Raw genomic sequence first — 22458 nt, forward strand, 5'->3', positions numbered from 1 at the left:
GGGGTTGGAGGTGGGATGGGTCGGCGGGACCCAGGGGGATGTCAGCTAGGTGCCGGGCGCGCATCGTGAGGCGGGCGGCGCGTTCGTGGTCTTGGTGGTGGCTTTGGTGCCAGTGGGTGATGAGGGTGTCGGGTTGCTGGTCACGGATGATGATGGCCAGTTCGGCGGCGGCCTCGTCAGTGTCAGGGAGGAAGCCGTCGCTGTGATTGAGGACCATGAAGTCGGCACCGATGGCGGTGGCGAAGGCTTCGCCTTCGGCGATCTTCTGCTTCTTGTACTCGGCCGGCGCGAGCCGCGGGTGGCTGCGCTCGCCGGGAGTGAGCGCGACGATGGTGACGTTCGCGCCGTCAAGGATGAGCTTGGCCAGGGTAGGACCGGCGGTCAGGTCCATGTCGCCGATGTGGGCGCCGATGGCGAGCACAGTTCTGGTCATGACGACTCCCGTCGGAGGATGGTGAAGGTGCGGGTGATGGTGAAGCCGGTGCCCAGGTAGAGGCGGCCGGCGGCGGACTCCGCGTCAGCCCACAGGAACCACGCGCCGTGAGCGCCCGCCGCAGCCATCCGCGTCAGCGTGAGGTGCAGCAGGAGCTTGCCGAGGCCGGTGCCACGACATTCCGGCAGTACGCCGAAGGGTCCGAAGCGCTCAATAACGCCCTCGTACGTCGCATGCTGGGCCCACCCGACGATCCGCCGGTCGGCGTCTCGCGCGACGACAATTCGCTCCAGCGGCATCCCGGCCACCACGGCCTCGCGAATTGCCCGGGCCCAGTCCGGACTGAACGCCGTACCGGCCAGGTGGATCAACGCGGTCAGTTCGTCACCGGTCGGCGTACCGAAGCTGTAGTCCTCCCCCACCAGCTCGTCGAGCCGCTTGGCTACCTCGGCCGGGATGGCGTAGCCGACCAGGCTCCGGTCCATCGCGACCGCGTCGTACTGGGGTTTGAATCCCAACCCCGTCAGCAGGCGATCAGCGGCCGGGTACCGCGCACGATCGAGACCAGGCAGGAAGTAGTTCGGCGTGTACGACGAGAAGTAGACCTCTGAACGCTCCAGCCATTCCAGCGCGGCGGTCAGCAACTCGCGGCCCAGGCCGTGTCCGCGGGCGTCGGGATGGACGAAGAAGAACGGGATCCAGCCGATGCCGGGATCATCCGCGGTCAGCCGACGGACCGCGTACGCCGCACCATCGATGCGACCATTGCTTTTGGCAACCTTCAGGCCGGCTGGGTCGAAGTTCCGGTCGAGCAGGAAGAGGTCGCGGAATCGCGCGTACCCGATCGGGTCGGCGGGCGCCGCAGCAGTCCAGGCAGCGGCCAGCTCGGGGCCGTCTCCCACCGCGAACGAACGGATCATCAACACCCCCGACAAGCGAGCTGTGTTGAAAATTTACTGCTGCAACCGCGATCCAGTCAACGTCTTACGGTTGATCGGCTCAACTCACGAAAGGGCTGAGCGCCGCGAGGAAGTCGTCCAGGCGTTCGGCGTGGACCCAATGGCCGGCTTCCGGGACCTCGGCGTACTGGACGCGCGGGAAGTACGACGCGATCGTCGCCCGGTGATCCTGCTGCACGTAGTCCGACTTACCGCCGTAGATGAAGAGCGTCGGGCCGTCGTAGTGGCGGCCCTCAAGACCGGACGGCCAGCCGGAGATCTGCGGTAGCGCGGCCTCGATCACCGGCAGGTTCGGCCGCCAGCGCGCACCGGCCTCGTCGAGGACCAGGTTCTGCAGCAGGAACGCCCGCGTGCCAGGAGCCGGTACGGCGTCCGCCAGCTGAGCGTCGACGTCGGACCGGCGCTGCACGGCTGACAGGTCGGCGTTCCGCATCGCCTGGGCGTATTCGACGAAGGCGGGCGGGTAGGTCACCGGGGCCGCGTCGACGACGACCAGGCGCTCGACGACGGCCGGATAGAGCAGCGCAGTCAGCATGGCGGCCTTGCCGCCCATCGAGTGTCCGACGAGGGTGACCGGGCCGGCGCCGAGGCTCTCGATCGTCTCGCGGACGTCGTCGGCCATCTCGGGATAGCTCATGGTGTCCACATGCGGCGACGTGCCGTGGTTGCGCAGGTCGAGGGCGAAAACGCGGTGCTGGCCAGCGAGCCGGCGGGCCGCCGTCATCCAGTTCCGGCCAGAGCCGAACAGGCCGTGCATGACCACGACCGCCGTACCAGTTTCGCCGTACGACGTGACCGGGAGCTTCATGCCTTGCCCTTCATAAGTCTGGCCTTTCAGCGTCGACGGCCCCAGCACGCGGTGTGCCAGTGGCGTCGTTCGTCGAGGGACTGGGCGCCACCGAGCGCACCGAGCAGGCTGGGATTGTCCGGCCAGACCACCACATGGGGCGTGGCCGGCGGGATCAGTTGGTCGCAGCCCGGGCAGCGGTAGGACTTGCCGGACGCTGAGCCCGACACTCGCCGGACGTTCCACTCACCGTCCGTGCGCGCCTCCCGTGCCTGGGAACCACCCAGTAGCGGCCGGTCGCTGACGGGCCGCTGCCACTTCGACGGTTTCCTGCTCCGGGGCGACATAGCCCTTCAAGGCTAGCCGTATGAGCCATGTCACCCCGGTGCAGGCACTCCCCTACTGGCGTGCGGTGGCGTACGCCGCGGTGCCGATCAGCTCCATCGAGACCTGGAGGCGTTCCAGGCTGACGTTCTTCGCGATGGTGTCCTCCGGCGAGTGGTACGGCGGCTCGAGGTGAGCCGGTGAGATCTCACCGCGCCAGGAGAAGTTCGCCGACGCGATGCCGACCTCCTGGAACGACTGGTGGTCGGACGCACCACGCAGTACCGGGCCGACCATCTGCGGGGCGTATCCGAGCCGCTCGCCGGAGGCGCGGACCGCGTCGGTCGCCGTGTTGGCGAGGCCGGTGAACGACAGGATCCAGTAGGTGACCGCCGGGTCCCAGCTGGTGGCGACCATGTCGTTCTGGAAGACCGCCTTGTACCGGTCGCGCTGGTCCTGGGCCAGCTGTGCGACGTGGTACCGCGACCCGATCAGGCCCTGCTCCTCCGAGCCCCACAGCGCAAATCGCAGGGTGGCGTTGGTGTTGAGCTTGCTCATCACCCGGGCGATCTCCATGGTGAGCACGGTCCCGGAGCCGTCGTCGTTCGCACCCGGAGCGCCGATGACCGAGTCGTAGTGACCGCTCACCATGACGATCGGGCCGTTGGCGCCGCTGCGTCCACGACGCTCGCCGATGACGTTGTTGGAGGTCAGCCCACGGTGGGCCTTGGCGCTGATCTTCAGCGGCAGCGAGGTCACCACCGCGAGGGCCTCGCGGATCAGCCGCTTCTGCACCTGCGCGACACCGATCACCGGGATCGGCGCATCGGTCAGACCGGCTGGTGAGAACGCGGACGCCCGGCGCGGGAACACCAGGTCGGCCGGCAACAGGATGACTCCGACAGCACCCCGCGCCGCGGCCTCCGCGACTAAAGCCGGACGGGCGGCTGCAGTGTCATCCGCGATCACGATCGAGCCGGCCACATCGGCGGGCCAGACGGGCGCAGTGGCCGGGCCGACGTCCCGGACCGGCCCTTCCACGCTCACGTCGAGCTTGCCGCCGGGGGCAGCCCCGGCCTGCCAGCACAGATCGTTCGGCAGGATGTTGCGGACGTCCTCGATCTGGGCGAGGAACTTGTCCGCGACCGGGAACGGCTCCAGCTTGGTCCGGTACCCGAACCGGTCGAGCTGGTCGGCGATGTAGTCGGCGGCCCGCTTCTCGCTGCTGGTCCCTCCGATCCGCGGGCCGATGTGCTCAGACAGCACCTGGAGGTGCCGCAGAGCCCGCTCCGAAGACAGCCCAGAGACGATCTGTCGGTCGTACTTGTCGAGCCTGGGGTGGTTGAGTGCACCGGGCCGCTGGTCGTCCGCAGCCCAGGCGGGGGCAGCGGGGATCGCGGTCGCGGCGGTGACGCCGGCGACCGCGCCCAGCAGGCCGCGGCGGCTCAAACCGGACGTATCGGTCATGCAGATCTCCTCACAAAGGTGGGCGGCACCCGAGAGAAGTGAAGGTAATCGAGGGATCTCTTTAAGAGAAGGACTTTTCAGCTCTGAGGTCGTGACCGACCTCATGCATGTGCCGTAATCCCATTCGGTACGAATCTATTAGCCCGGTCGTCAGGTACGGCAAACCGACTTTCTCGCAGTACTGCTGGACGATCGGCTGGGCGAACCGCAGGTTGGCGCGCGGCATGCTCGGGAAGAGATGGTGCTCGATCTGGTAGTTCAGCCCGCCCATCATCCAGTCCGTCGCGACCCCGCCCTTGATGTTGCGGGACGTCAGGACCTGCTTCTCCAGGTGACCCCAGTCGCTGTCGTCGCCAGGCATCTCCATCCCTTTGTGACCCGGTGCGAACACACTGCCCAGGTGCAGGCCGAAGATCATGTGATGCAGCAGCGCGAACACCAGCGCCTGCGCCGGCGACAGCAGCACGAACAGCGCCGTGAAGTACGCGACCAGGTGCGAGGCCATCAGACCAAGTTCGACCTTCTCGGTACGGCGGCGTGCGAGCAGGTACCGGATTCCGGAGTACTTGAGGTTGAAGCCCTCGAGGGTGAGCAACGGGAAGAAGATCCGGGCCTGGTTGCGGCTCAGCCAGCCCTCCAGGCCCTTGCGGCCCTCGGCCTGCTCGCGGGTCCAGACGAGGATGCCCTCGCCGACGTCAGGGTCCTTGTCGGTGTGGTTCGGGTTGGCATGGTGGCGGTTGTGTTTGTCGTTCCACCAGCCGTAGCTCATGCCGAGCAGCAGGTCGGCATGCAGCATCCCGATCCAGTCGTGCAGCTTGCGGGAGCTGCCGATCTGCTGATGGCCGGCGTCGTGGCCGAAGAACGCGGCCCGGGTGGTCAGGATGCCGAGCGGGAGCGCGAGCAGCAGCACCCACCACGAACTGCCGATCGCGGCGATCGCGACCCAGGTGAGGGCCATCAGCGCCACGTTGACGCCGATGGAGATCGCGTACGCCGCGGTCCGGCGCTCGAGGAGTCCCGCGGCCTTGATCTCGCGCAGCAACGGCGCGAAACCGCTCCCGCGGGTGTCTGGTGTCGTGCCAGAAGTCGTCGCTGTGGTCGTCATGCAGCAAGCTTCGCCGCCGCGGGCCGGTGACACACTGTGGCTATCCCCCGAATCGAGTGGGGGTCAACCCCCTTCTCCTTTGGGGGGTTAGCACCACTGGTTCCGGCCTCACGCTCGGTCATGATGGAGCCATGAGCACTCTTGCACCCGTGGCGCCGCCGATGCGCTATCCCAAACTGGCCCAGCCGTGGATCGCGCTGGCCCTGGCCATCCTGGCGGAGATCGGGATCGCGTTCTTCGTGCTCAATGTAGTGGCCGTGCCGCTGATCGCTGTCTGGGTCGGCATCCCGCTGCTGCTCGCGTTCGTCCCGGCGACCCGCTGGTTCGCGAACTGCCACCGGACGATGCTGGCCGGCTTCATCGGCGAGCAGATCCCGCGGCCGTACAAGAAGCCACCGATGCCGGGCATCCTGATGTGGCTGCGGACGACGCTGTCCGACCCCGCCACCTGGCGCGACATCATCTGGCTGCTGGTGAACGCGGTCGTCGGCTTCACGCTGTCACTGGTCAGTGCCGTGCTGTTCCTGAGCACCCTGTTCTACGGGATCTACCCGCTGCTGGTCGGCGTCACCCCGGAGGGCGTCTTCACCGAGCCGTTCGGCGGGCTGTTCAAGGTCAACTTCTGGACCAGCTTCCTGGTGATGCCGATTGCGCTGATCGGGTTCATGATCTGGCAGGCTGCCGGTGAGCGGCTACTGAAGGCGAACGCCTACGTCGCCCGCTCGCTGCTCGGCCCGACCGAGAGCGCCAAGCTGGCGCTGCGGGTCCAGGAGCTGGCCACCTCGCGCGCCGAGACCGTCGATACCCAGGCGGCCGAGCTGCGCCGGATCGAGCGTGACCTGCACGACGGCGCCCAGGCCCGCCTGGCCGCCCTGAGCATGAACCTCGGCATGGCCGAGGAGATGGTGGCTCGCGACCCGGCTCAGGCCGCGGCGCTGCTGACCGAGGCCCGTCAATCGGCCAGTACGGCGCTGTCCGAGCTGCGCGACCTGGTTCGTGGGATCCACCCGCCCGTGCTCGCCGATCGCGGGCTGGACGGCGCGGTCAAGGCCCTCGCGATGTCCTGCCCGTTCAAGGTCGACGTCACCTACGACGTCCCGGGCCGGCCGCCGGCGCCGGTCGAGTCCGCGGCGTACTTCGCGGTCGCCGAGTGCCTGGCGAACGCGGTGAAGTACTCGGCCGCGACGACCGCCTGGATCCAGATCACCCACGAGCACGAGAAGCTGCACATGATCGTCGGTGACGACGGTGTGGGAGGCGCGGTGGTCAGCCCCGGTGGCGGTCTGTACGGTATCGAGCGGCGGCTGGCCGCCTTCGACGGTACGTTGACCGTGGTGAGCCCGAGCGCCGGGCCGACCACTGTGATCATGGAGCTGCCTTGCGAGTCCTCATCGCTGAAGACCATGCCCTCCTCCGGGACGGCCTGATCCGTCTCCTGGAGGCGCACGACTTCGAGGTCGTCGAGGCAGTCGACAACGGTCCCCGGCTGGTGCCCGCCTTGGTGGAGCACCGGCCGGACGTGGCCGTCGTCGATGTCCGGCTGCCACCGACTTTCACCGACGAGGGACTGCGGGCCGCGGTCGAGGCCCGCAAGCAGGTCCCCGGCCTGCCGATCCTCGTCCTGTCCCAGTACGTCGAGCAGCTGTACGCGCGCGAGCTGCTCACCGGCGGCGGCGCCGTCGGGTACCTGCTCAAGGACCGCGTCTCCAACGTCGCCGACTTCCTCGATTCGGTACGGCGCGTTGCAGGTGGCGGTACGGCGATGGACCCGGACGTGATCGGTCAGCTACTGGCGCGCAACACCCGTGATGAGCCGATCGGCCGGCTCACCCCGCGCGAGTCCGAAGTCCTCGGCCTGATGGCGGAAGGCCGTTCGAACGCCGCCATCGCCGCTGCCTTGTTCGTCACCGAGAAGGCCGTCTCGAAGCACACCAACAACATCTTCTCGAAGCTCGACCTCCCGCCGTCGGAGGACGACAACCGCCGGGTGATGGCAGTCCTGCAGTACCTCTCGGCGCACTGAATCAGCTGCGGATCCGGCTCAGGAACTCCCGGGTCCGCGGCTCGCGCGGATCGTCGAGGACCTGGGCCGGCGGACCGACCTCCAGGGGACGGCCTTGGTGCAGGAAACAGACGCGGTCGGCGACGTCGCGGGCGAAGCCCATTTCGTGGGTACAGACCAGCATGGTCATGCCCTCGTCCTTCAGCTCGCGGAGCAGGTCGAGGACCTCTCCGACCAGCTCGGGGTCGAGGGCAGAGGTGACCTCGTCCAGCAGCAACAGCTGGGGTGAGTTGACCATGGCGCGGGCGATGGCGGCGCGCTGCTGCTGACCGCCGGAGAGCTCATCGGGTTTGGCGGAAGCCTTCTCTAGCAGACCGACCCGATCGAGCATCTCCAGGCCGCGGGTTCGCGCAACATCCCTGGCAACTCCATGGACCCGGATCGGGGCCAGGGTGATGTTGTCGAGCACCGTCAAATGCGGGAACAGGTTGTAGGACTGGAAGACGAACCCGATCTTTGAGCGCACCTTGTCCGCATTCGCACGCGGATCAGTGATGTCGGTTCCGGCCAGCTCGATCACGCCGTCGTCGACGACCTCGAGCAGATTCACACAGCGCAGCAGCGTGGACTTGCCGGAGCCGGAAGCACCGATCAGGACGACACACTCGCCCTCGTCGACTTCCAGGTCGAACGAGTCGATGACCACGTTCGCGCCGTACGACTTGCGGACTCCACGCAGCGACAACAGACTCATACCGGTCCACCTCCCCCGCCGTACCAGCCTTGTCTGCGAGCGATGTAGTCGGTCAGCCGAGTCAAGGGGATGGTCAGCGCGACGAACAGCAGCCCCGCGACGACGTACGGGGTGAAGTTGAAGTCGATCGCTGTCTCCAGCTGGGCAGCGCGGATCGCGTCGATCACACCGAGGACGGCGATCAGACCGGAGTCCTTCTGCAGGCTGACGAAGTCGTTCAGCAGTGGTGGCATCACTCGGCGGACGGCTTGCGGCAATACGACGAAGCGCAGCGTCTGGCGGTAGGACAGCCCGAGCGAGCGTGCTGCGGCCCGTTGGGACGGGTGCACCGATTCGATACCGGCTCGGAAGACCTCAGCGACGTACGAGGAGTAGGTGAGGACGAGAGCGGCACCACCCCAGATCACAGCGTCGTTCGGCAGACCGCGGAGTTGCAGAGCCGGGACGCCGAAGCCGAGCAGGAAGATCACGAGCAGCAGCGGGAGGCCGCGGAACACGTCGGTGTACGCGGCGGCGAACACGCGGAGCGGGAAGAAGATCGGGCCGCGCAGGGTCCGCATGATCGCCAGCGTCATCCCGAAAACGACGATCAGGACAGCGCAGATCAGCATCACCCGAACGTTCAGCCACAGGCCCTGGGCGACGGTCGGCAACGCTTCCCAGGCCCGGTCGACGTTGAAGAACGTCTCCCGGACCCGCGGCCAGCCCGGCGTCGAACCGACGCCGGCGGCAATCAGCACCAGCAGAACGATCGAGCTGCCCGCCGCGATCAGCGTGGACCGCCGCGCCTGCCGACGGCGGAAAGCGATCCGCTCTTGTTGCAGAGCGGACGGTTGCCACTGACTCATGAGAGTTCGGGAGCGCCTTCCGCAGTCAGGTACTGCTTCTGCAGCCTCGTCAGCGTGCCGTCGGACTTGAGTGCGTCAACTGCCTGCGACAAACAGCCGGTCAACTTCGAGCCCTTCTCCAGCACGAACCCGAACTGCTCAGCGGTCCCGGACGCGGGCAACTGACCGACGATCTTGCCGTTGTCGAGCTGCGCCGAGGTCATGTAGAACGCGGTCGGCAGGTCGACCACGATGCCGTCGAGCTGCTTGTTCTTCAGCGCCTGCACGGCCAGGTCGTTGGTGTCGAACGCGGCGACCTGCTGCTTCGGCTTGATCTGGTCCTTGGCGACCGTATAGCTGGTCGTGCCCACCTGCGCACCGAGCTTGGCATCGGCAAGCGCCGCGACCGACGTGATATCCGCGATCTTGCTGCCCGCGGTGGTGATCACGGTCTGCCGAACGTCGTAGTACCCAGAGGAGAAGTCGACTGCCTTGCGGCGTGCCTCCGAGATCGAGACCTGGTTCACGTCGAAGTCGAACTTCTTCGGGCCCGGTGCGAACGCGGCGTTGAACTGCACGGTCTGCCACTGCACCTGGGTCTTGTCGAACCCGAGCTTTTCGGCCACCGCGTAGGTGACAGCCGACTCGTAGCCCTGGCCGTTGGCCGGGTCGTCCTTGCTGAACCACGGCTCGTACGCCGGCTTGTCGGTCCCGACGGCCAGTGTCCCGGCGGTCCTGAGCGCCAGCTTGTCCTTGCCACAGGCATCGGCCCCGGTCGGCGCCGGTGAACCTGTCGTCTCGTTCTCCGGGGCGCAGGCAGCGAGCCCGACCATCAGCACAGCCGCCGCCATCACCATTGCACGCGAAGTCATGCGCAGAAGCGTACGCGTCAACGACTCCGGTACGCCGTCGGACTGGTCCCCATGGACAGCCGGAATCGGGTGGAGAAGTAGAGCGGATCGGGGAAACCGACCTCGGCGGCGACTGACGCGATCGGTCTGGTCGTGAGTTCGAGCAGGCGGCAGGCGGCTTCGATGCGACGCCGCTCCACGAACTGCTGCGGGCTGACGCCCAGTTGGTCACGGAAGAGGTGCGCGAAGCGGGAGACCGAGAGGTTGGCGATACGAGCCAGATCTGGGAGGTCGAGTGGAGCCGTCAGATCCTGGTCGACGAGCTCGATCACGCGCAGCAGGCGATCGTCGATGCGGGCGGCCTTGGGGTTGTGGGTGTCGCACCACAGCAGAGCGGCTTCAAGGGAATTCACGCTGAGCTGTTCACCCTGTGGAATCGGAAAGAGCTGATATCTGGCGGCGTCGAGGAGATTGTCGGCGATTTTCTCCACCGCTGTGAGCTGCAGGCGCAAGATGCCAGGGGCAACCTCTGGCCAGTCCATGAAGGGCAACCACTCCGGCTTGGGGTGCAGGTGGGCATACCTGAAGTGCCACCGCTCCCCTACCGTCCCGTAGTCGTGCGGCGTGCCAGGGCGAACCAGTACGACGGTGCCGCGCTCGGTGATGATCTCGCTGAAGTGCCCAGAGCCGTGCAGGGTCAGGACAAGCAGCCAGTCGGTGGTCCCGCGGCTGCGGTAGGTCGAGTACTCCGGTCCTTCGTCGAACTCACCGGCCACGAGACGCCGCACCTCGGGTGTCGGCGACTCAGCAGGATCTCGAATATTCATAGCTCGATAGACTATCGTCTGCGGACTCCTGGCGACGCATCCTTGATTCATGACAGTCACCGAGATCTACGCCGCCGAGGGGATCGTTCAGGTCCCGCAGCTCCTGGATTCCCATCAGGTCGAGGAGATCCGGAAAGCCTTTATGAAACAGGTCGAAACCGATCGATCGATGGACTTCGACGACGGCCTCCCCGACGGCGATCCGCTGGCTCGGTACCCGCGGTTCGTGCACCCTCATCGCAGGACCGACGCCGAGGCGGGACGGATTGCGCTGGACCTGATGCTCGACAGTCGAATCCTCGATGTGGTGATGGCGCTGATCGGGCCGCCGCTGGGGGCGCAGTCGATGTTCTACTTCAAGCCGCCCGGTGCGCGCGGGCAGGCGCTGCATCAGGACAACATGTTCCTGCGGGCCGATCCGGAGACGTGTCTGGCGGTCTGGATCGCAATCGACGATGTCGATGCGGAGAACGGTGGGCTCGCCGTTGTCCCTGGTTCACATCGGACGGAGCTGGTCTGTCCCGAGACAGCGGATCTCAGCGAGTCGTTCACGAATGCCGAGGTGCCGATCCCCGACGGGCTGCACAAGGTGCAGACCCGGATGAAGGCCGGGGACGTGCTGTTCTTCCATGGCAGCGTCGTGCATGGCTCGCGTCCGAACAGCAGTACCGATCGGTTCCGCCGGTCGCTGATCTTCCACTACGTGCCGGAGGCGAGCACCGAGATCGCGTCCTTCTACAACCCGTTGATCCGCCCGGATCATCACTCGACGACCCTGCCCGAGGCGATCGGCGGTGGACCATGCGGCAACTACGGCGATCAGGAACCGTAGATCGACACGGCGGCGAAACAGCCGAGCCAGGTCAGCCCGAGCAGACCCGTGGCGAAACCGAACAACCGGAGCAGCATGCCGCCGTACGACAGGTCTTCGCGGACGTTGCGAAAAGCCAGGCCTGGCCTGGGCTGATTGGAGCTGGCGTACTGGCCCCAGTCCGCGGCGACGTGCCGCGGGATCGTCAGCCGGTCCAGGGCCTGCATGCCGCGGGTCAACGAGTCGGCCAGCGGGCTGTCGTCGTAGAGAGCCAAGACCGTGCCATCGATAGCGAGGGCCATCGGCCGGGCGTCGAGAAGAGCCTGCAGGTTTCGCGGGTGCAGCGTGGCCGTCAGGTACCGCGGGTCGTCACCGAGGACGTCGAAGCTTCGGTTGAACTCACCGCTTTCCAGCGTCACATCGGAGCGGCTCAACCCACCCGGCCGTACCTCCAGAGTCGGCAGCCGGACGTCGAGGAGACGGACGAACGCGCTCAACCGGTACCGGTGGGCCACCAGCCAGTGCCATTTGACCCAGCGGACCTCGAAGGCGACACCCGTCGGAGTCTGTACGGCGTCCTTCGCGCTCCAGGCCACGCCGACCGGCAGCGGAAGCATCGGCAGCCGAAGGTTCTTGGCCCGGACCACCTGCCAGCCGTGACGCGCGGCGAGCTCCTTGAGTTCGCGCGATGCGGACTTCGGCCAGGTGTAGACGAGGAACACCGCTACACCGAACAGCACCGCCAGCAGGGGCACAACGGCCAGTGTCGGGACAGGCCCGGAGTCGTACACGACCCAGAGCAGTCTGAGGATGGCCACCAGCACCGCTGCCAGGGCGATCCAGCGACCTACCGACGCAGCACCGGTGCCTGCCGAGACCATGAACCACGCGACGGGCAGGACCGTGAGACCGATCATGACCATCATCGAGCCCCACTCCGGCCAGTCGGCACCCACGAAGCTCGGCATCGTCAGCAACCCGCCGAAGGTGTACACCAGGCCGAGCGGATAGGCGACCGTCGCCACCTCTTTCATCCCGAAGATCTTGCCCACCTGCGGAAGTTTGCCAGGTGGCGGGTGTCAGCTTGCCGGCCTCGGTGCTGGTCGAGGATCCGCGGACTTGCTGGGACCCAGGAGACCTCCTTGAGAAGTGTCCGGCTGATCACCGGCGCGATTCTGTGGTCTAACTGTATGAGTTGTACCTGTTCACTCAGCGCTACTCGCCCCAGGCTGATCCCCGTCCTGGGTGAGACGACAAGTGGGGTGGGGTATGACTACAAACGCGACCAGATCGCGGCAGACGCGTACGGCGAGCGGCGTTCTCGCCATTGCGGTACTGGCCAGTCTGGCCGGTGCCGGGATCGGCCCGGCAGCGGCGAAGGAGACCGCCAAGGACCCGGTACCGAAGGTAGAGACACCTTCGGCACGGGCCGCGAAGACCGGACAGCGGGTCGAACTGCCGGACCGCACCACCGAGCTGAGCCAGACGTTCGTCAACCCGAACGGCACCTTCACCTACGAGCAGTCGATCATGCCGGTCCGCACCAAACGCGACGGCAAATGGATCGGCCTGGACGCCACCCTCGAGCGCAGTGCGGACGGCATGATCCGTCCCCGCGCGGCATCGGTGCAGATGGCTTTCTCCGCCGGCGGCTCCGGACCGCTGGTGGCGATGAAGGATGCGGACGGCGGCGAGCTCAAGTTCAGCTGGCCCGGCGAACTGCCAAAGCCGGACGTCAAGGCGGACACCCTGACCTATCGCTCCGTGCTGCCCGACGTCGATCTGAAGATCACCGTCTCGACCAGTTCCTTCACCGAGGTGCTCGTCGTGCACACGCCCGAGGCGGCGGACCTGCCAGCACTGCGGAAGATCACCTTCGGCATGCACGCGAACGGTGTCGCGATGCGCAAGACCAGATCCGGAGGCTTCGAAGCGCTCGACCGGTTCGGCCGTGCGATCTTCTCCGGCCCCCAGCCGACGATGTGGGACTCGCGCGGCAGCGGCCGCTCCGAGCCGGCCGGCAGCGATCGGGCCGAGGCGCCGCTGGAAGGTGACGAGGTCCGGCCGATGCCGCTCGACGTGGCGGGCAAGTCGATCAGCATCACCCCGTCGGCCTCGCTCGCCGACGACCCGAAGACGGTCTACCCGATCTACATCGATCCGCCGGCTCAGGGCGCCGCGTCCGGCCGGGCGATGATCAACGAGCGTTACGCGGGCACATCGACGTGGAACTGGACCAACCCGGAGGGCATGGGCTACCAGAGCTTCGAGCCCTGGAGCCGCAAGCGCCTCTTCTACCAGTTCCTGCTGCCCACGAACATCTACGGCGCCAAGATCAAGGCCGCCACGATGTCCGTCTTCGAGACCTTCGCGGCAAGTTGTACGCCGAAGACCGTGCAGGTCTGGAAGACGATCAAATTCAGCGACGGCATCACTTGGAACAACGGCTCGGGCAGCGCGGTCTGGCAGAAGCACCTGTCGTCGGCGACGGTCGCGCACGGACGCGACGGCTGTGAGCCGGGCGGCTCGTGGGTGACGTTCCCCGTCGGCTCCGCGGTCGGGGACCAGGTCGGCGCGGGCGCACGGTACGTCTACTTCGGCCTGCGGGCCGCGGACGAGACCGACGAGCTGGCGTGGAAGCGCTGGCGCAACGACGCCCGTCTCTCGATCGACTACAACCACTTGCCCTCGATCTCGAACCGGAAGTTCACTGAGCCCGAAGCACCTTGTGCCTCGAACATCGCCGACTACCCGATCGTCCCCACCCGCTACCCGATCCCTGAGGTCGTCATCAACGACAACGACCAGGCGAACCAGTCGGTCGCGGTGGACTTCGAGGTCTATCTGACCGGGACGACTGAGCCCGTTTGGGGCAGCAACAGCGTCAAGAAGGTGCCCGGCAGCAGGTTCACGCCACAGCTGGTGCTCTGGAATCGAGGGGAGAACGTTCCCCTGCTCAACAACAAGGTCTACGCCTGGCGGGCGAGAGCCTGGGACGGTATCGACTACTCGGCCTGGACGTCGTACTGCTACTTCATGATGGACTCCTCGAAGCCGGCCTCGCCGACGATCGAGATGGTGACGCCCGGGCCGTACCGGGTCGGCCAGACGCTCACCGCGAAGATCGTTCCGCATGCGTCCGATGTCGTGTCGTCGAAGTACGCGCTGAACGACGACGCTCCCGGCCACAACGCCTCTGGCGCCTCGCCCACCTTCACCTTCGTTCCCGATGTCTTCGGGCCCGGCTACACGCTGCGCGCCTGGAGTGTCGACAACGCCGGCAACGCCAGTTCGTATCCGGGCAGTCTCTCGATCAACATCGAGAACGCGACCGAGATCGGCCGCTGGGCGATGGATGAGGGCAGCGGTAACACCACCGCCGACCTGAGCGGGAAGAACCATCCGCTGGTCATCGCCACCGGTGTCACCTGGTCCAACGGCAACAAGTGGCTGCCGGCACCGACGGGTCCCAACGATTTCGCGCTGAAGTTCAGCGGCAACAGCACGACCGCCCAAACGGGTGCGGGCAACATCGTCAACACCCGCCAGAACTACAGCGTCACCGCGCGGGTTCGCCCGGGTACTCAGACCGCCCGGCAAGTGGTCGTCAGCGAGGACTCCCCGGGGCAGAGTGCCTTCACGCTCGGAATCCTGTCGTACGACGCGGTCGCCGAACAAGCGATCTGGGGCTTCACGGTCCCTGATCCGGATGGCTCAGGTGAAATCCAGGCCAAGTCCACGCCGATGAGCGTCGATCCGGGCGAATGGGTCCATCTCAGCGGGATCTACGACGCCGGCTCCCGCACGATGAGGCTCTACGTCGACGACATCTTGGTCGCGACGGTCCCGGTCCCCGGCACGCTGCCGACCATCGACGGCAACGCGGCGTTCCGGATCGGCCACGGCATGCTCAACAACGCTTATGCCCGCTACTTCACCGGGGACATCGAAGACGTCCGCATCTACGCCGGCGCGATCGACCACTCCGTCGTGAACACCTTGCAGGGAGAGCCGAAGTGACCCGCCCGCCGAAGCGGCTCACCAGACCTGCCCGAACCGCGCTGGTCACCGTCCTTGGCCTGAGCCTGATCACCGGCCTCACCGCCTACGTCCCAGACGCCACCGCCAAGGCCGTGGCCGGCCCACCGCCCGCCACTCAGCCGGACAAGTCCATCCCTGGAAAGGATTTCAAGGCGCGGGCCAAACCCGCGCCCGGCAAAGCCGGTACCCAGACACCCGTCCAGGTGCCGGTCTGGCCGACGGCCTCGGGTGCGGTGGTCCCGCTCCAAGGCCTGCAAAAGGGCGCAGTTCGGGCCGTCGCCTCGTCGCCGGTGAAGGTCGGCCCGATCACCACGACGGCTGCCGGTACGACGGCCAAGGCGGTCGCCGGTACGCCAACCTCGGTCAAGGTCGACGTACTCGATCAAGCCGGCAGTACGGCGCTCGGCGTCGCGGGCCTGGCACTGCGCCTCAGCCGGGCCGACGGCCAGGCTGCCGCCGGTCGCACGCGACTACAGGTGGACTACTCGAAGTTCCGCCACGCCTACGGTGGTGACTGGTCGAGCCGCCTGCGCATCGTCGAACTGGCCTGCAAAACAGCAACCTCCTGTACGACGACCCGGGTCGTCCCGGGCGGCGTGAATGACGGCAAGGCAGGCGTGGTCTCGGCCGACGTCGATCTGCCCGCGGCGCCGATCGGGAAGGCCGCCTCCGCTGCGTCGACGTTCGCGGTGATGGCTGCGGCGGACGGGCCGAACGGATCCTTCTCCGCGTCATCGCTCTCGCCGGCGTCCACCTGGCAGGTCAGCCCGCAGACCGGGGACTTCAGCTGGAACTACCCGATGCGGGTTCCGCCGGGCACGGCTGGTCCGCGCCCGCAGTTGGCGATCAACTACTCGTCAGGTTCCGTCGACGGTCAGACCGCGTCGTCGAACAGCCAGTCGTCGTGGATCGGCCAGGGCCATTCGCTCGAGCATGGCTTCATCGAGCGGAAGTACGCCGGTTGCACGGACGACATGGCCGGTGGCAACAACTCGGCCAAGACCGGAGACCTGTGCTGGAAGAGCGACAACGCCACGGTGTCGCTGGCCGGGCACTCCAGCGAGTTGCTCTGGGACGCGACCGACGGCTGGAAGCTGCGCAACGACGACGGCTCGAAGATCGTGCGCAAGACCGGTGCGACGAACGGCGCCCGCAACGGTGAGTACTGGATTCTGACGACGAACGACGGCACGGAGTATTACTTCGGGCTGAACCCGATCGCCGGCGACCCCGCCCGGACGAATTCCGTCCTCACGGTCCCGGTGTACGGAAACCACGACGGCGAGCCGTGCAACGCGGCAACGTTCGCCGCGTCGTACTGCCAGCAGGCCTGGCGCTGGAACCTTGACCGCGTAGTGGATCCGCACGGCAACGTGATGACCTACCGCTACCTGGTCGAGGACAACTACTACGGCCGGAACAACAACACCGGTGTCTCGGAGTACCAGCGCGCGAGCTACCTCACGCGGATCGAGTACGCCGAACGCGCGGGGACCGATCAGGCCGGCAGCCCGCCGGCCTGGGTCGACTTCACCGTCGCCGAGCGGTGCATCCCGAGTGGTGCGATCACGTGCGCGGAGGCACAGCGCACACAAGCCAACGCGTCGCATTGGCCCGACACCCCGATCGACCAGATCTGTACCTCGTCGACGACCTGTGTCGGCAAGACCTCCCCGTCGTTCTTCACCACCAAACGGCTCGCCACGGTGAACACGCGGATCTGGCAGGGCGGCGTACGCAATGTCGACAGCTGGACCTTGACGCAGACCTTCGAGGAGCCCGGCGACGGCACCGGCAAGATCCTCTGGCTCAAGAACCTCACGCACAAGGGCCTGGCCGGACCGACCGTGGTGACCGACCCGAGTGTCGACTTCACCTACGAAAGCCTGCCGAACCGGGTGAACGTTCCGGACGGCACCGCGTTCGCGATGAACAAGCTGCGGATGAAGAGCATCACCACTGAGTCGGGCACTCAGATCACGGTGAACTACCTACCTGCCGAGTGCACACCGAGCTCACTACCTGGGGCTGGTGACGCTGCTGCGGCCGCCACCAACAACATGCGCTGCATGCCGGTGTACTTCACCAGAGATGGCGGCGAGAACCCCACGCTGCACTGGTTCCACAAGTACCCGGTCAGCAGTTACATCGAGGCTGACCTGTCGACCGACTCGCCGGACACCCAGACGACGTACGAGTACGCCGGTAAGCCGGCCTGGCACTACGACGACAACGAGCTGACTCTGCCGAAGTACCGGACCTGGGGAGACTGGCGCGGATACGGCACCGTCGTGATGCGTAGCGGCCTAGCCGGTGCGCAGTCGAAGAGTAAGTACCTCTACTTCCGCGGCATGCACAGCGACCGGGCCAACCTGGCCGGTACTGCCACCAAGACCGTAGTAGTAGAAGACTCACAGGGCGGCTCGCACTACGACTACCCGCGTCTTAACGGCGTACAGCGAGAGCAGATCAGCTACAACCGCAACGCCCAGGACGTCGAGGTAGAGGTCGAGGGATCGATCAGCACCCCCTGGATCTTCACATCCGGTTCAGGCGGCGGCCATGTCTCGCAACTCCTCGGGACCAAGTCCGTCCGTTCGCGCACCCGCTTGGCCAACGGCACCTACCGGGTCACCGGTGTCGACACCGAGTTCGACACCCTCGGTATGCCGATTGCGGTCAGTGACTCGGGTGACGTGACCAAGAGCGCCGACGACCGCTGCACCCGGCACACCTACAACCGCAACCCTGAGCTCAACATCACGACGACCATCTCCCGTACCGAAACCGTGTCGGCCGCATGCGATGCCGCGACCAGCCGGCCGGCCGACGTCGTGTCCGACACTCTGACCTTCTACGACGGGAATCCCGGCCGGACCACTCCCCCGGCCAAGGGCTTGGTCACCGAGGTCCAGACCATGTCCGGCTGGACGACCGGCCCGGTCTACGAGCAGCGCTCGCGGACGACATACGACTCCTATGGCCGGACCAAGGAGACGTTCGACGCGCTGGATCGCCGTACCAGTCTGGTCGACTACACGCCGGCCGCGGCGGGCCCGGTGACGGGTGTCAAGACCACCGATGCCAAGGGCTTCACCAACCAGACCACGATGGACCCGGCCTGGGGATCGACGCTCACCGAGGTCGACGCCAACAACAAACGAACCGAGATGTCGTACGACGCGTCCGGGCGTCTGCTCTGGGTCTGGCTGCCCGATCGCTCCAAGGCAGCCGGGCACAACGCGTCGATGGCCTTCAGCTACAAGCTCTCGAAGAGCGAGCCGAACGTCGTCGTCTCGTCCGAACTGCTGCCCGACGCCAGCTATAAGACCAGCCGCACGCTGCTGGACGGAATGCTGCGCAAGCGGCAGATCCAGACGCCCGGCGCGAACGGCGTGGGGCGGCTGGTCGTCGACACCAGGTACGACCCGCGGGGCAACGTCAAGACCGACGCCGGCCCGTTCTACAACGCGGCGAGCGGACCGGTGAACGAGCTGTTCGACGTCCCCGAACAGAACCTGCCCTCGCAGACGGTTCATCACTACGACGACGTCAACCGCGAGATCATCAACGTCTACAAGGTCCAGAACGCCGAACGCTGGCGGACCAACATGACGTTCAACGGTGACTCGGTCAGCGTTGACCCGCCGTCGGGTGGCACCGCGACCACGACGCTGACCGATGCCCGGGGCAAGACGACCGAGCTTCGCCAGTACCACAACGGCACGACGTCGGGAACCTACGACAGCACGACGTATACCTACACCCACCGGGACGAACTCGCCACGGTCACGAACGAGGCCGGCAGCGTCTGGCGTTACGGCTACGACATCCGCGGCCGCCAGACCTCCGCGGTCGACCCGGACAAGGGCACCTCCACTTCGACGTACGACGCTCTGGACCAGGTCGTCTCGACGAAGGACGGCCGGAACCAGTCGATCTTCTTCTCGTACGACGACCTGGGCCGAAAGACCGCCGTACGGAAGGACACTTCCACCGGTGCCCTGCTCGCCTCGTGGGCGTACGACACCTTGGGCAAGGGCCTGCTGACGTCGTCCACCCGCTACTCGGGCGGCGCGAGTTATGTCTCGGCGATCAACGGGTACGACGCGATCGACCGTCCGACCAGCACCACAACCACCATCCCGGCGACCGAGGGCAAACTTGCCGGGACGTACACGACATCCACGGAATACAACGTGGATGGCAGCATCAAACAAGCCACCCTGCCGAATCTCCCGGGTCTACCGCCTGAGACGCTCCGGCTCGGTTACGACAACGCCGGCAACCCGCAGAACCTCAGCGGCTGGTCGAACTACATGGCCGACGTCGTCCGTTCGTCGTACGGCGAACCCCTGCGCTATGCCCTCGCCTCCGAGGTGGACAAGTTCGTCTGGCAGTCCTTCACCTACGAGGAGGGCACCCGTCGCGGTACCGAGATGAAGGTCCAGCGTGCGGGGCAGGCGAACCCGGACGACACCTTCGGCTACAACTACGACCCGGCTGGCAACCTGAAGGCGGTCGCGCACACCTCAGTGGCCGGTATCGACCGCCAGTGCGTCCAGCTGGATCACCTGCGACGCATGACGGAGTCCTGGACACCGTCGGGTGGTACGTGCACCACTGGTCCTGCAGCCCAGCCACTCGGCGGCCCTCTGCCGTACTGGAAGACGTACTCCTACTCGCCTTCGGGTAACCGCACCAAGGTCGTTGACCACAAGGCCGCGACTACTACCAACTACACATATCCCGGCGCCACCGCAGCTCGTCCGCACGGCGTCACCGGTACGTCGACCAGCGGGCCTTCGGGAACGGCTGCCAACACCTACAGCTATGACGGCGCCGGCAACCTGGCGTCCCGCACTGAAGGCGGCGACACCGACACCTTCGCGTGGGACCCGGAAGGTCACCTGGCCTCGGTATCCGGTCCCACTGGCGCAGCCGACACGACCAGCTTCGTGTACGACGCGGAGGGCTCGCGTCTGATCAAGCGCGACCCGACTGGCTCGACGCTTTACCTGCCTTCAGGCGAAGTCCGTCTCGACAAGGCGACGGACAAGGCTGCTGGTACGCGGTACTACCAGTTCGACGGCCAGACGATCGCCATGCGCACCAGCGACGTGGCAGTCGAGTTCCTGCTCGCCGACCACCACAACACAGCAACGGTAAGCATCGACGCCTACTCGCAGACGCTCTCCCGCCGCTGGCAAGACCCCTTCGGCAACACCCGCTTCCAAAACCCAACCTGGGAAAAGAACGCCCACGGCTTCGTCGACGGCAAAATGGATACGTCCATCGGCCTGACTCATCTGGGCGCTCGCGAGTACGACCCCGCCTTGGGCCGCTTCATCTCCGTCGACCCACTGATGGACAACGGCGATCCGCAAACCCTGAACAGCTACGCCTACGGCAAGAACAACCCGCTGACCTTCAGCGACGCCGACGGTCTCGCCGCCCAGGTAGACCTGCCCAACGGCGACTCCATGGCCAGCGGCAACCCCGACGCCACCTACAAACACCACGTCGAGTCCAAGAAGCGCGCCAAGGAAATCCGCAGCCGCCCGCCCTCGGTCAAGGAGCAGTTCGAGAAAGCCGTCAGCCACCATAAAGAGCAGAAGGAGAAGGCGAAGGCGAAGATCAAGCGGGCCGTTCAAGATCTGGTCAAGCTCATCGCCGACGAGCTCGGCATCACCGATGCACTGAACTGCGCCATGAATGGCGATGTGAGCTCCTGCTTCGCCACTGGCATCACCATCCTCACCTCCCTTGCCGGAGGGCTCGCCGGCAAGATCGCCGCCAAATACGGCGCCCCGTGGAAGTGGAAGAAGGCCGCCGCCCTCATCGGCAAGATCGGCGGCCTGATAGACGAAGCGATAGACGGCGTCAAGGGCCTACGCAAAGCCGAAAACGAGATGCAGGCCGCTGCCTGTGCGATCAACTCCTTCGTCCCAGGCACGCTGGTCCTCCTGGCCGACGGCACCAGCAAACCCATCGAAAAGGTAGTACTCGGCGACAAGGTCGTCGCCACCGACCCAGCCTCCGGCCAGTCCTCCGCCGAACCGGTAGTTGCCACGATCATCGGCAGCGGCAAGAAACAACTCGTCGATCTGTCACTCAAAACGACATCCCCTGACGGCTCAACCTCAACCGCCAAGGTCACCGCCACCGAGGGTCACCCGTTCTACCTGCCGGCCCTAGGCAAATGGATCGACGCCGGCGACCTGATCACCGGCTCCCAACTACAGGCTCTAAACTCCAAGCAATCCGTAGTCGTCTCGAGCACCAGGCATTACACCGCTCTCGCCCGAGTTCATAACCTAACCGTCGCGAACATTCATACCTACTACGTTGCGACTGACGGCGCCTCGAGCCTGACGCATAACTGCGGTCGCGCAGGTATGAACTTCACTTCGCGCGACAGGGAACTCGTCTATGCAACGAACTTCATCAAATTCGACGGCGTACTCACCTGTGAATACTGCGGAAAAGAGGTCGTTCGCCGGCAGTCCCAAAAAGGTGTCACCGGGAAAGCCGATGACGCGCAAATTGACCACCAGGATCCGAAGTCGCGTGGCGGGCATGGCGGAATTCACAACGCCAGGGTATCTTGCCGGGAATGCAATAGGGATAAGTCCGATACGCCGTACGATGATTGGGTGGCCCAGAGGGATGATCTATTCAATGACGACTGAAGCTTCACGCGTCGATTAATCTAGACAGGAGCCCTGCTATGCCGGATCGACCCGAGAAGCTCTTCAAAGTCTCATTCGACCTGCCACCGGAAAGCATCGACTGGCCTCCCGTGGCAGTTGAAACTCTCTGGGCAGCCAAGACTGGTCGGAAACTGGAACTCGAGGTCAGGAACACGCCATTCTATGTAAATGGCATTGCATTCGGCGACATCATCCGCGTCACACCTGACGACGAGCGACGCGAGATCATTTTCGAGGAGCGATTGGCTGCGTCCGGAAACTCGACCATCCGAATTCTCATCAAGAACGATACTTTCGAGTCTTTAATCGAAACTGCACTGAAGGACTTCGGATGCGATTGGGAGATGGAGTCTTCAGGTCGACTATGGGCAGTTAATGTGCCAGCAGAAGCCGATTATCCGACACTTCGGGAAATTCTAGGAGCCCAGGTGGATAAGGATGGAATTGCAGTCGCCGAGGCAGCCGTCTCGGAGGCTCACACTCCATCCTCCGCTTAGACACCTCGCGGCCACGGTATCGATCAAGTGCACGGGCCAGATGTCCCAACCAAGGACACC

The 22458-nt window shown here is 65.7% G+C and carries 17 protein-coding genes; 6 read left to right on the forward strand and 11 right to left on the reverse strand.

Going from position 1 to position 22458, the window contains the following annotated elements; translation table 11 throughout:
* From E1263_RS07460 to E1263_RS07485, 6 genes are all read right to left on the reverse strand, one after another.
* A partial coding sequence (locus E1263_RS07460) for a PIG-L deacetylase family protein (protein ID WP_202868771.1) occupies positions 1 to 433 on the reverse strand: 433 nt, incomplete at its 3' end.
* Positions 430 to 1353 carry a GNAT family N-acetyltransferase gene (locus E1263_RS07465; RefSeq protein ID WP_202868772.1) on the reverse strand — a complete coding sequence of 308 codons (924 nt, stop codon included), beginning with the start codon at positions 1351 to 1353 and terminating at the stop codon, positions 430 to 432. The genes E1263_RS07465 and E1263_RS07460, both read right to left, overlap by 4 nt.
* 79 nt (positions 1354 to 1432) lie before the next feature.
* Complete coding sequence (locus E1263_RS07470) at positions 1433 to 2200, reverse strand: alpha/beta fold hydrolase (RefSeq protein WP_132166436.1); 768 nt, start codon at positions 2198 to 2200, stop codon at positions 1433 to 1435.
* 26 nt (positions 2201 to 2226) lie between these two features.
* On the reverse strand, positions 2227 to 2526 hold the full coding sequence (locus E1263_RS07475; protein WP_132166437.1) for a hypothetical protein: 300 nt from the start codon (positions 2524 to 2526) through the stop codon (positions 2227 to 2229).
* Between the two features lie 52 nt (positions 2527 to 2578).
* A complete protein-coding gene (locus tag E1263_RS07480) occupies positions 2579 to 3970 on the reverse strand; it encodes a M28 family metallopeptidase (protein WP_132166438.1) in 1392 nt (463 codons plus the stop codon).
* 61 nt (positions 3971 to 4031) lie between these two features.
* On the reverse strand, positions 4032 to 5075 hold the full coding sequence (locus tag E1263_RS07485) for a fatty acid desaturase family protein (protein ID WP_132166439.1): 1044 nt from the start codon (positions 5073 to 5075) through the stop codon (positions 4032 to 4034).
* A gap of 131 nt (positions 5076 to 5206) precedes the next feature.
* Here E1263_RS07485 and E1263_RS07490 point away from each other — a divergent pair, with 131 nt between their 5' ends.
* Both E1263_RS07490 and E1263_RS07495 read left to right on the forward strand, forming a co-directional pair.
* Positions 5207 to 6502: a sensor histidine kinase gene (locus E1263_RS07490; protein ID WP_132166440.1), complete on the forward strand. Its 1296-nt coding sequence runs from the start codon at positions 5207 to 5209 to the stop codon at positions 6500 to 6502.
* Positions 6454 to 7098 (forward strand): response regulator, encoded by a 645-nt coding sequence (locus tag E1263_RS07495; RefSeq protein ID WP_132166441.1) that lies wholly within the window; start codon positions 6454 to 6456, stop codon positions 7096 to 7098. The genes E1263_RS07490 and E1263_RS07495 overlap by 49 nt, the downstream gene beginning before the upstream one ends.
* 1 nt (position 7099) lies before the next feature.
* Here E1263_RS07495 and E1263_RS07500 read toward each other — a convergent pair whose 3' ends face one another.
* The 4 genes from E1263_RS07500 to E1263_RS07515 are packed head-to-tail and all read right to left on the reverse strand — an operon-like array spanning position 7100 to position 10336.
* Complete coding sequence (locus tag E1263_RS07500; RefSeq protein WP_132166442.1) at positions 7100 to 7831, reverse strand: amino acid ABC transporter ATP-binding protein; 732 nt, start codon at positions 7829 to 7831, stop codon at positions 7100 to 7102.
* The gene (locus E1263_RS07505; protein ID WP_132166443.1) at positions 7828 to 8679 is read right to left on the reverse strand and encodes an amino acid ABC transporter permease; all 852 of its coding nucleotides are present in this window, start codon (positions 8677 to 8679) and stop codon (positions 7828 to 7830) included. The genes E1263_RS07500 and E1263_RS07505 overlap by 4 nt, the downstream gene beginning before the upstream one ends.
* The gene (locus E1263_RS07510; protein ID WP_132166444.1) at positions 8676 to 9530 is read right to left on the reverse strand and encodes an ABC transporter substrate-binding protein; all 855 of its coding nucleotides are present in this window, start codon (positions 9528 to 9530) and stop codon (positions 8676 to 8678) included. The genes E1263_RS07505 and E1263_RS07510 overlap by 4 nt, the downstream gene beginning before the upstream one ends.
* Before the next feature lie 17 nt (positions 9531 to 9547).
* The gene (locus tag E1263_RS07515) at positions 9548 to 10336 is read right to left on the reverse strand and encodes a helix-turn-helix domain-containing protein (protein WP_132166445.1); all 789 of its coding nucleotides are present in this window, start codon (positions 10334 to 10336) and stop codon (positions 9548 to 9550) included.
* Positions 10337 to 10385: 49 nt separating this feature from the next.
* Between E1263_RS07515 and E1263_RS07520 the strand changes: the two genes are divergently transcribed.
* Positions 10386 to 11168, forward strand: coding sequence for a phytanoyl-CoA dioxygenase family protein (locus tag E1263_RS07520; RefSeq protein ID WP_132166446.1), 783 nt, complete (start codon positions 10386 to 10388; stop codon positions 11166 to 11168).
* Here E1263_RS07520 and E1263_RS07525 read toward each other — a convergent pair.
* Complete coding sequence (locus tag E1263_RS07525; RefSeq protein WP_132166447.1) at positions 11156 to 12199, reverse strand: hypothetical protein; 1044 nt, start codon at positions 12197 to 12199, stop codon at positions 11156 to 11158. The two genes, E1263_RS07520 and E1263_RS07525, sit on opposite strands and share 13 nt — an antisense overlap.
* 217 nt (positions 12200 to 12416) lie before the next feature.
* Here E1263_RS07525 and E1263_RS07530 point away from each other — a divergent pair, with 217 nt between their 5' ends.
* The 3 genes from E1263_RS07530 to E1263_RS07540 are packed head-to-tail and all read left to right on the forward strand — an operon-like array spanning position 12417 to position 22398.
* Complete coding sequence (locus tag E1263_RS07530; protein ID WP_132166448.1) at positions 12417 to 15167, forward strand: LamG-like jellyroll fold domain-containing protein; 2751 nt, start codon at positions 12417 to 12419, stop codon at positions 15165 to 15167.
* Positions 15164 to 21880, forward strand: coding sequence for an RHS repeat-associated core domain-containing protein (locus tag E1263_RS07535; protein ID WP_132166449.1), 6717 nt, complete (start codon positions 15164 to 15166; stop codon positions 21878 to 21880). The genes E1263_RS07530 and E1263_RS07535 overlap by 4 nt, the downstream gene beginning before the upstream one ends.
* Before the next feature lie 38 nt (positions 21881 to 21918).
* Entirely contained in the window at positions 21919 to 22398 is a 480-nt protein-coding gene (locus E1263_RS07540) for a DUF4265 domain-containing protein (RefSeq protein WP_132166450.1), read from the forward strand.
* Positions 22399 to 22458: the final 60 nt, after the last annotated feature.

It is taken from the genome of Kribbella antibiotica, assembly GCF_004349055.1.
GTDB classification, from domain to species: Bacteria; Actinomycetota; Actinomycetes; order Propionibacteriales; family Kribbellaceae; genus Kribbella; species Kribbella antibiotica.

Coding starts and splice junctions, on each gene's coding strand:
- E1263_RS07485 (WP_132166439.1), bottom strand. CDS start 5,075: ATGACGACCACAGCGACGACTTCTGGCACGACACCAGACACCCGCGGG.
- E1263_RS07465 (WP_202868772.1), bottom strand. CDS start 1,353: ATGATCCGTTCGTTCGCGGTGGGAGACGGCCCCGAGCTGGCCGCTGCC.
- E1263_RS07540 (WP_132166450.1), top strand. CDS start 21,919: ATGCCGGATCGACCCGAGAAGCTCTTCAAAGTCTCATTCGACCTGCCA.
- E1263_RS07470 (WP_132166436.1), bottom strand. CDS start 2,200: ATGAAGCTCCCGGTCACGTCGTACGGCGAAACTGGTACGGCGGTCGTG.
- E1263_RS07515 (WP_132166445.1), bottom strand. CDS start 10,336: ATGAATATTCGAGATCCTGCTGAGTCGCCGACACCCGAGGTGCGGCGT.
- E1263_RS07475 (WP_132166437.1), bottom strand. CDS start 2,526: ATGTCGCCCCGGAGCAGGAAACCGTCGAAGTGGCAGCGGCCCGTCAGC.
- E1263_RS07500 (WP_132166442.1), bottom strand. CDS start 7,831: ATGAGTCTGTTGTCGCTGCGTGGAGTCCGCAAGTCGTACGGCGCGAAC.
- E1263_RS07510 (WP_132166444.1), bottom strand. CDS start 9,530: ATGACTTCGCGTGCAATGGTGATGGCGGCGGCTGTGCTGATGGTCGGG.
- E1263_RS07480 (WP_132166438.1), bottom strand. CDS start 3,970: ATGACCGATACGTCCGGTTTGAGCCGCCGCGGCCTGCTGGGCGCGGTC.
- E1263_RS07530 (WP_132166448.1), top strand. CDS start 12,417: ATGACTACAAACGCGACCAGATCGCGGCAGACGCGTACGGCGAGCGGC.
- E1263_RS07490 (WP_132166440.1), top strand. CDS start 5,207: ATGAGCACTCTTGCACCCGTGGCGCCGCCGATGCGCTATCCCAAACTG.
- E1263_RS07505 (WP_132166443.1), bottom strand. CDS start 8,679: ATGAGTCAGTGGCAACCGTCCGCTCTGCAACAAGAGCGGATCGCTTTC.
- E1263_RS07520 (WP_132166446.1), top strand. CDS start 10,386: ATGACAGTCACCGAGATCTACGCCGCCGAGGGGATCGTTCAGGTCCCG.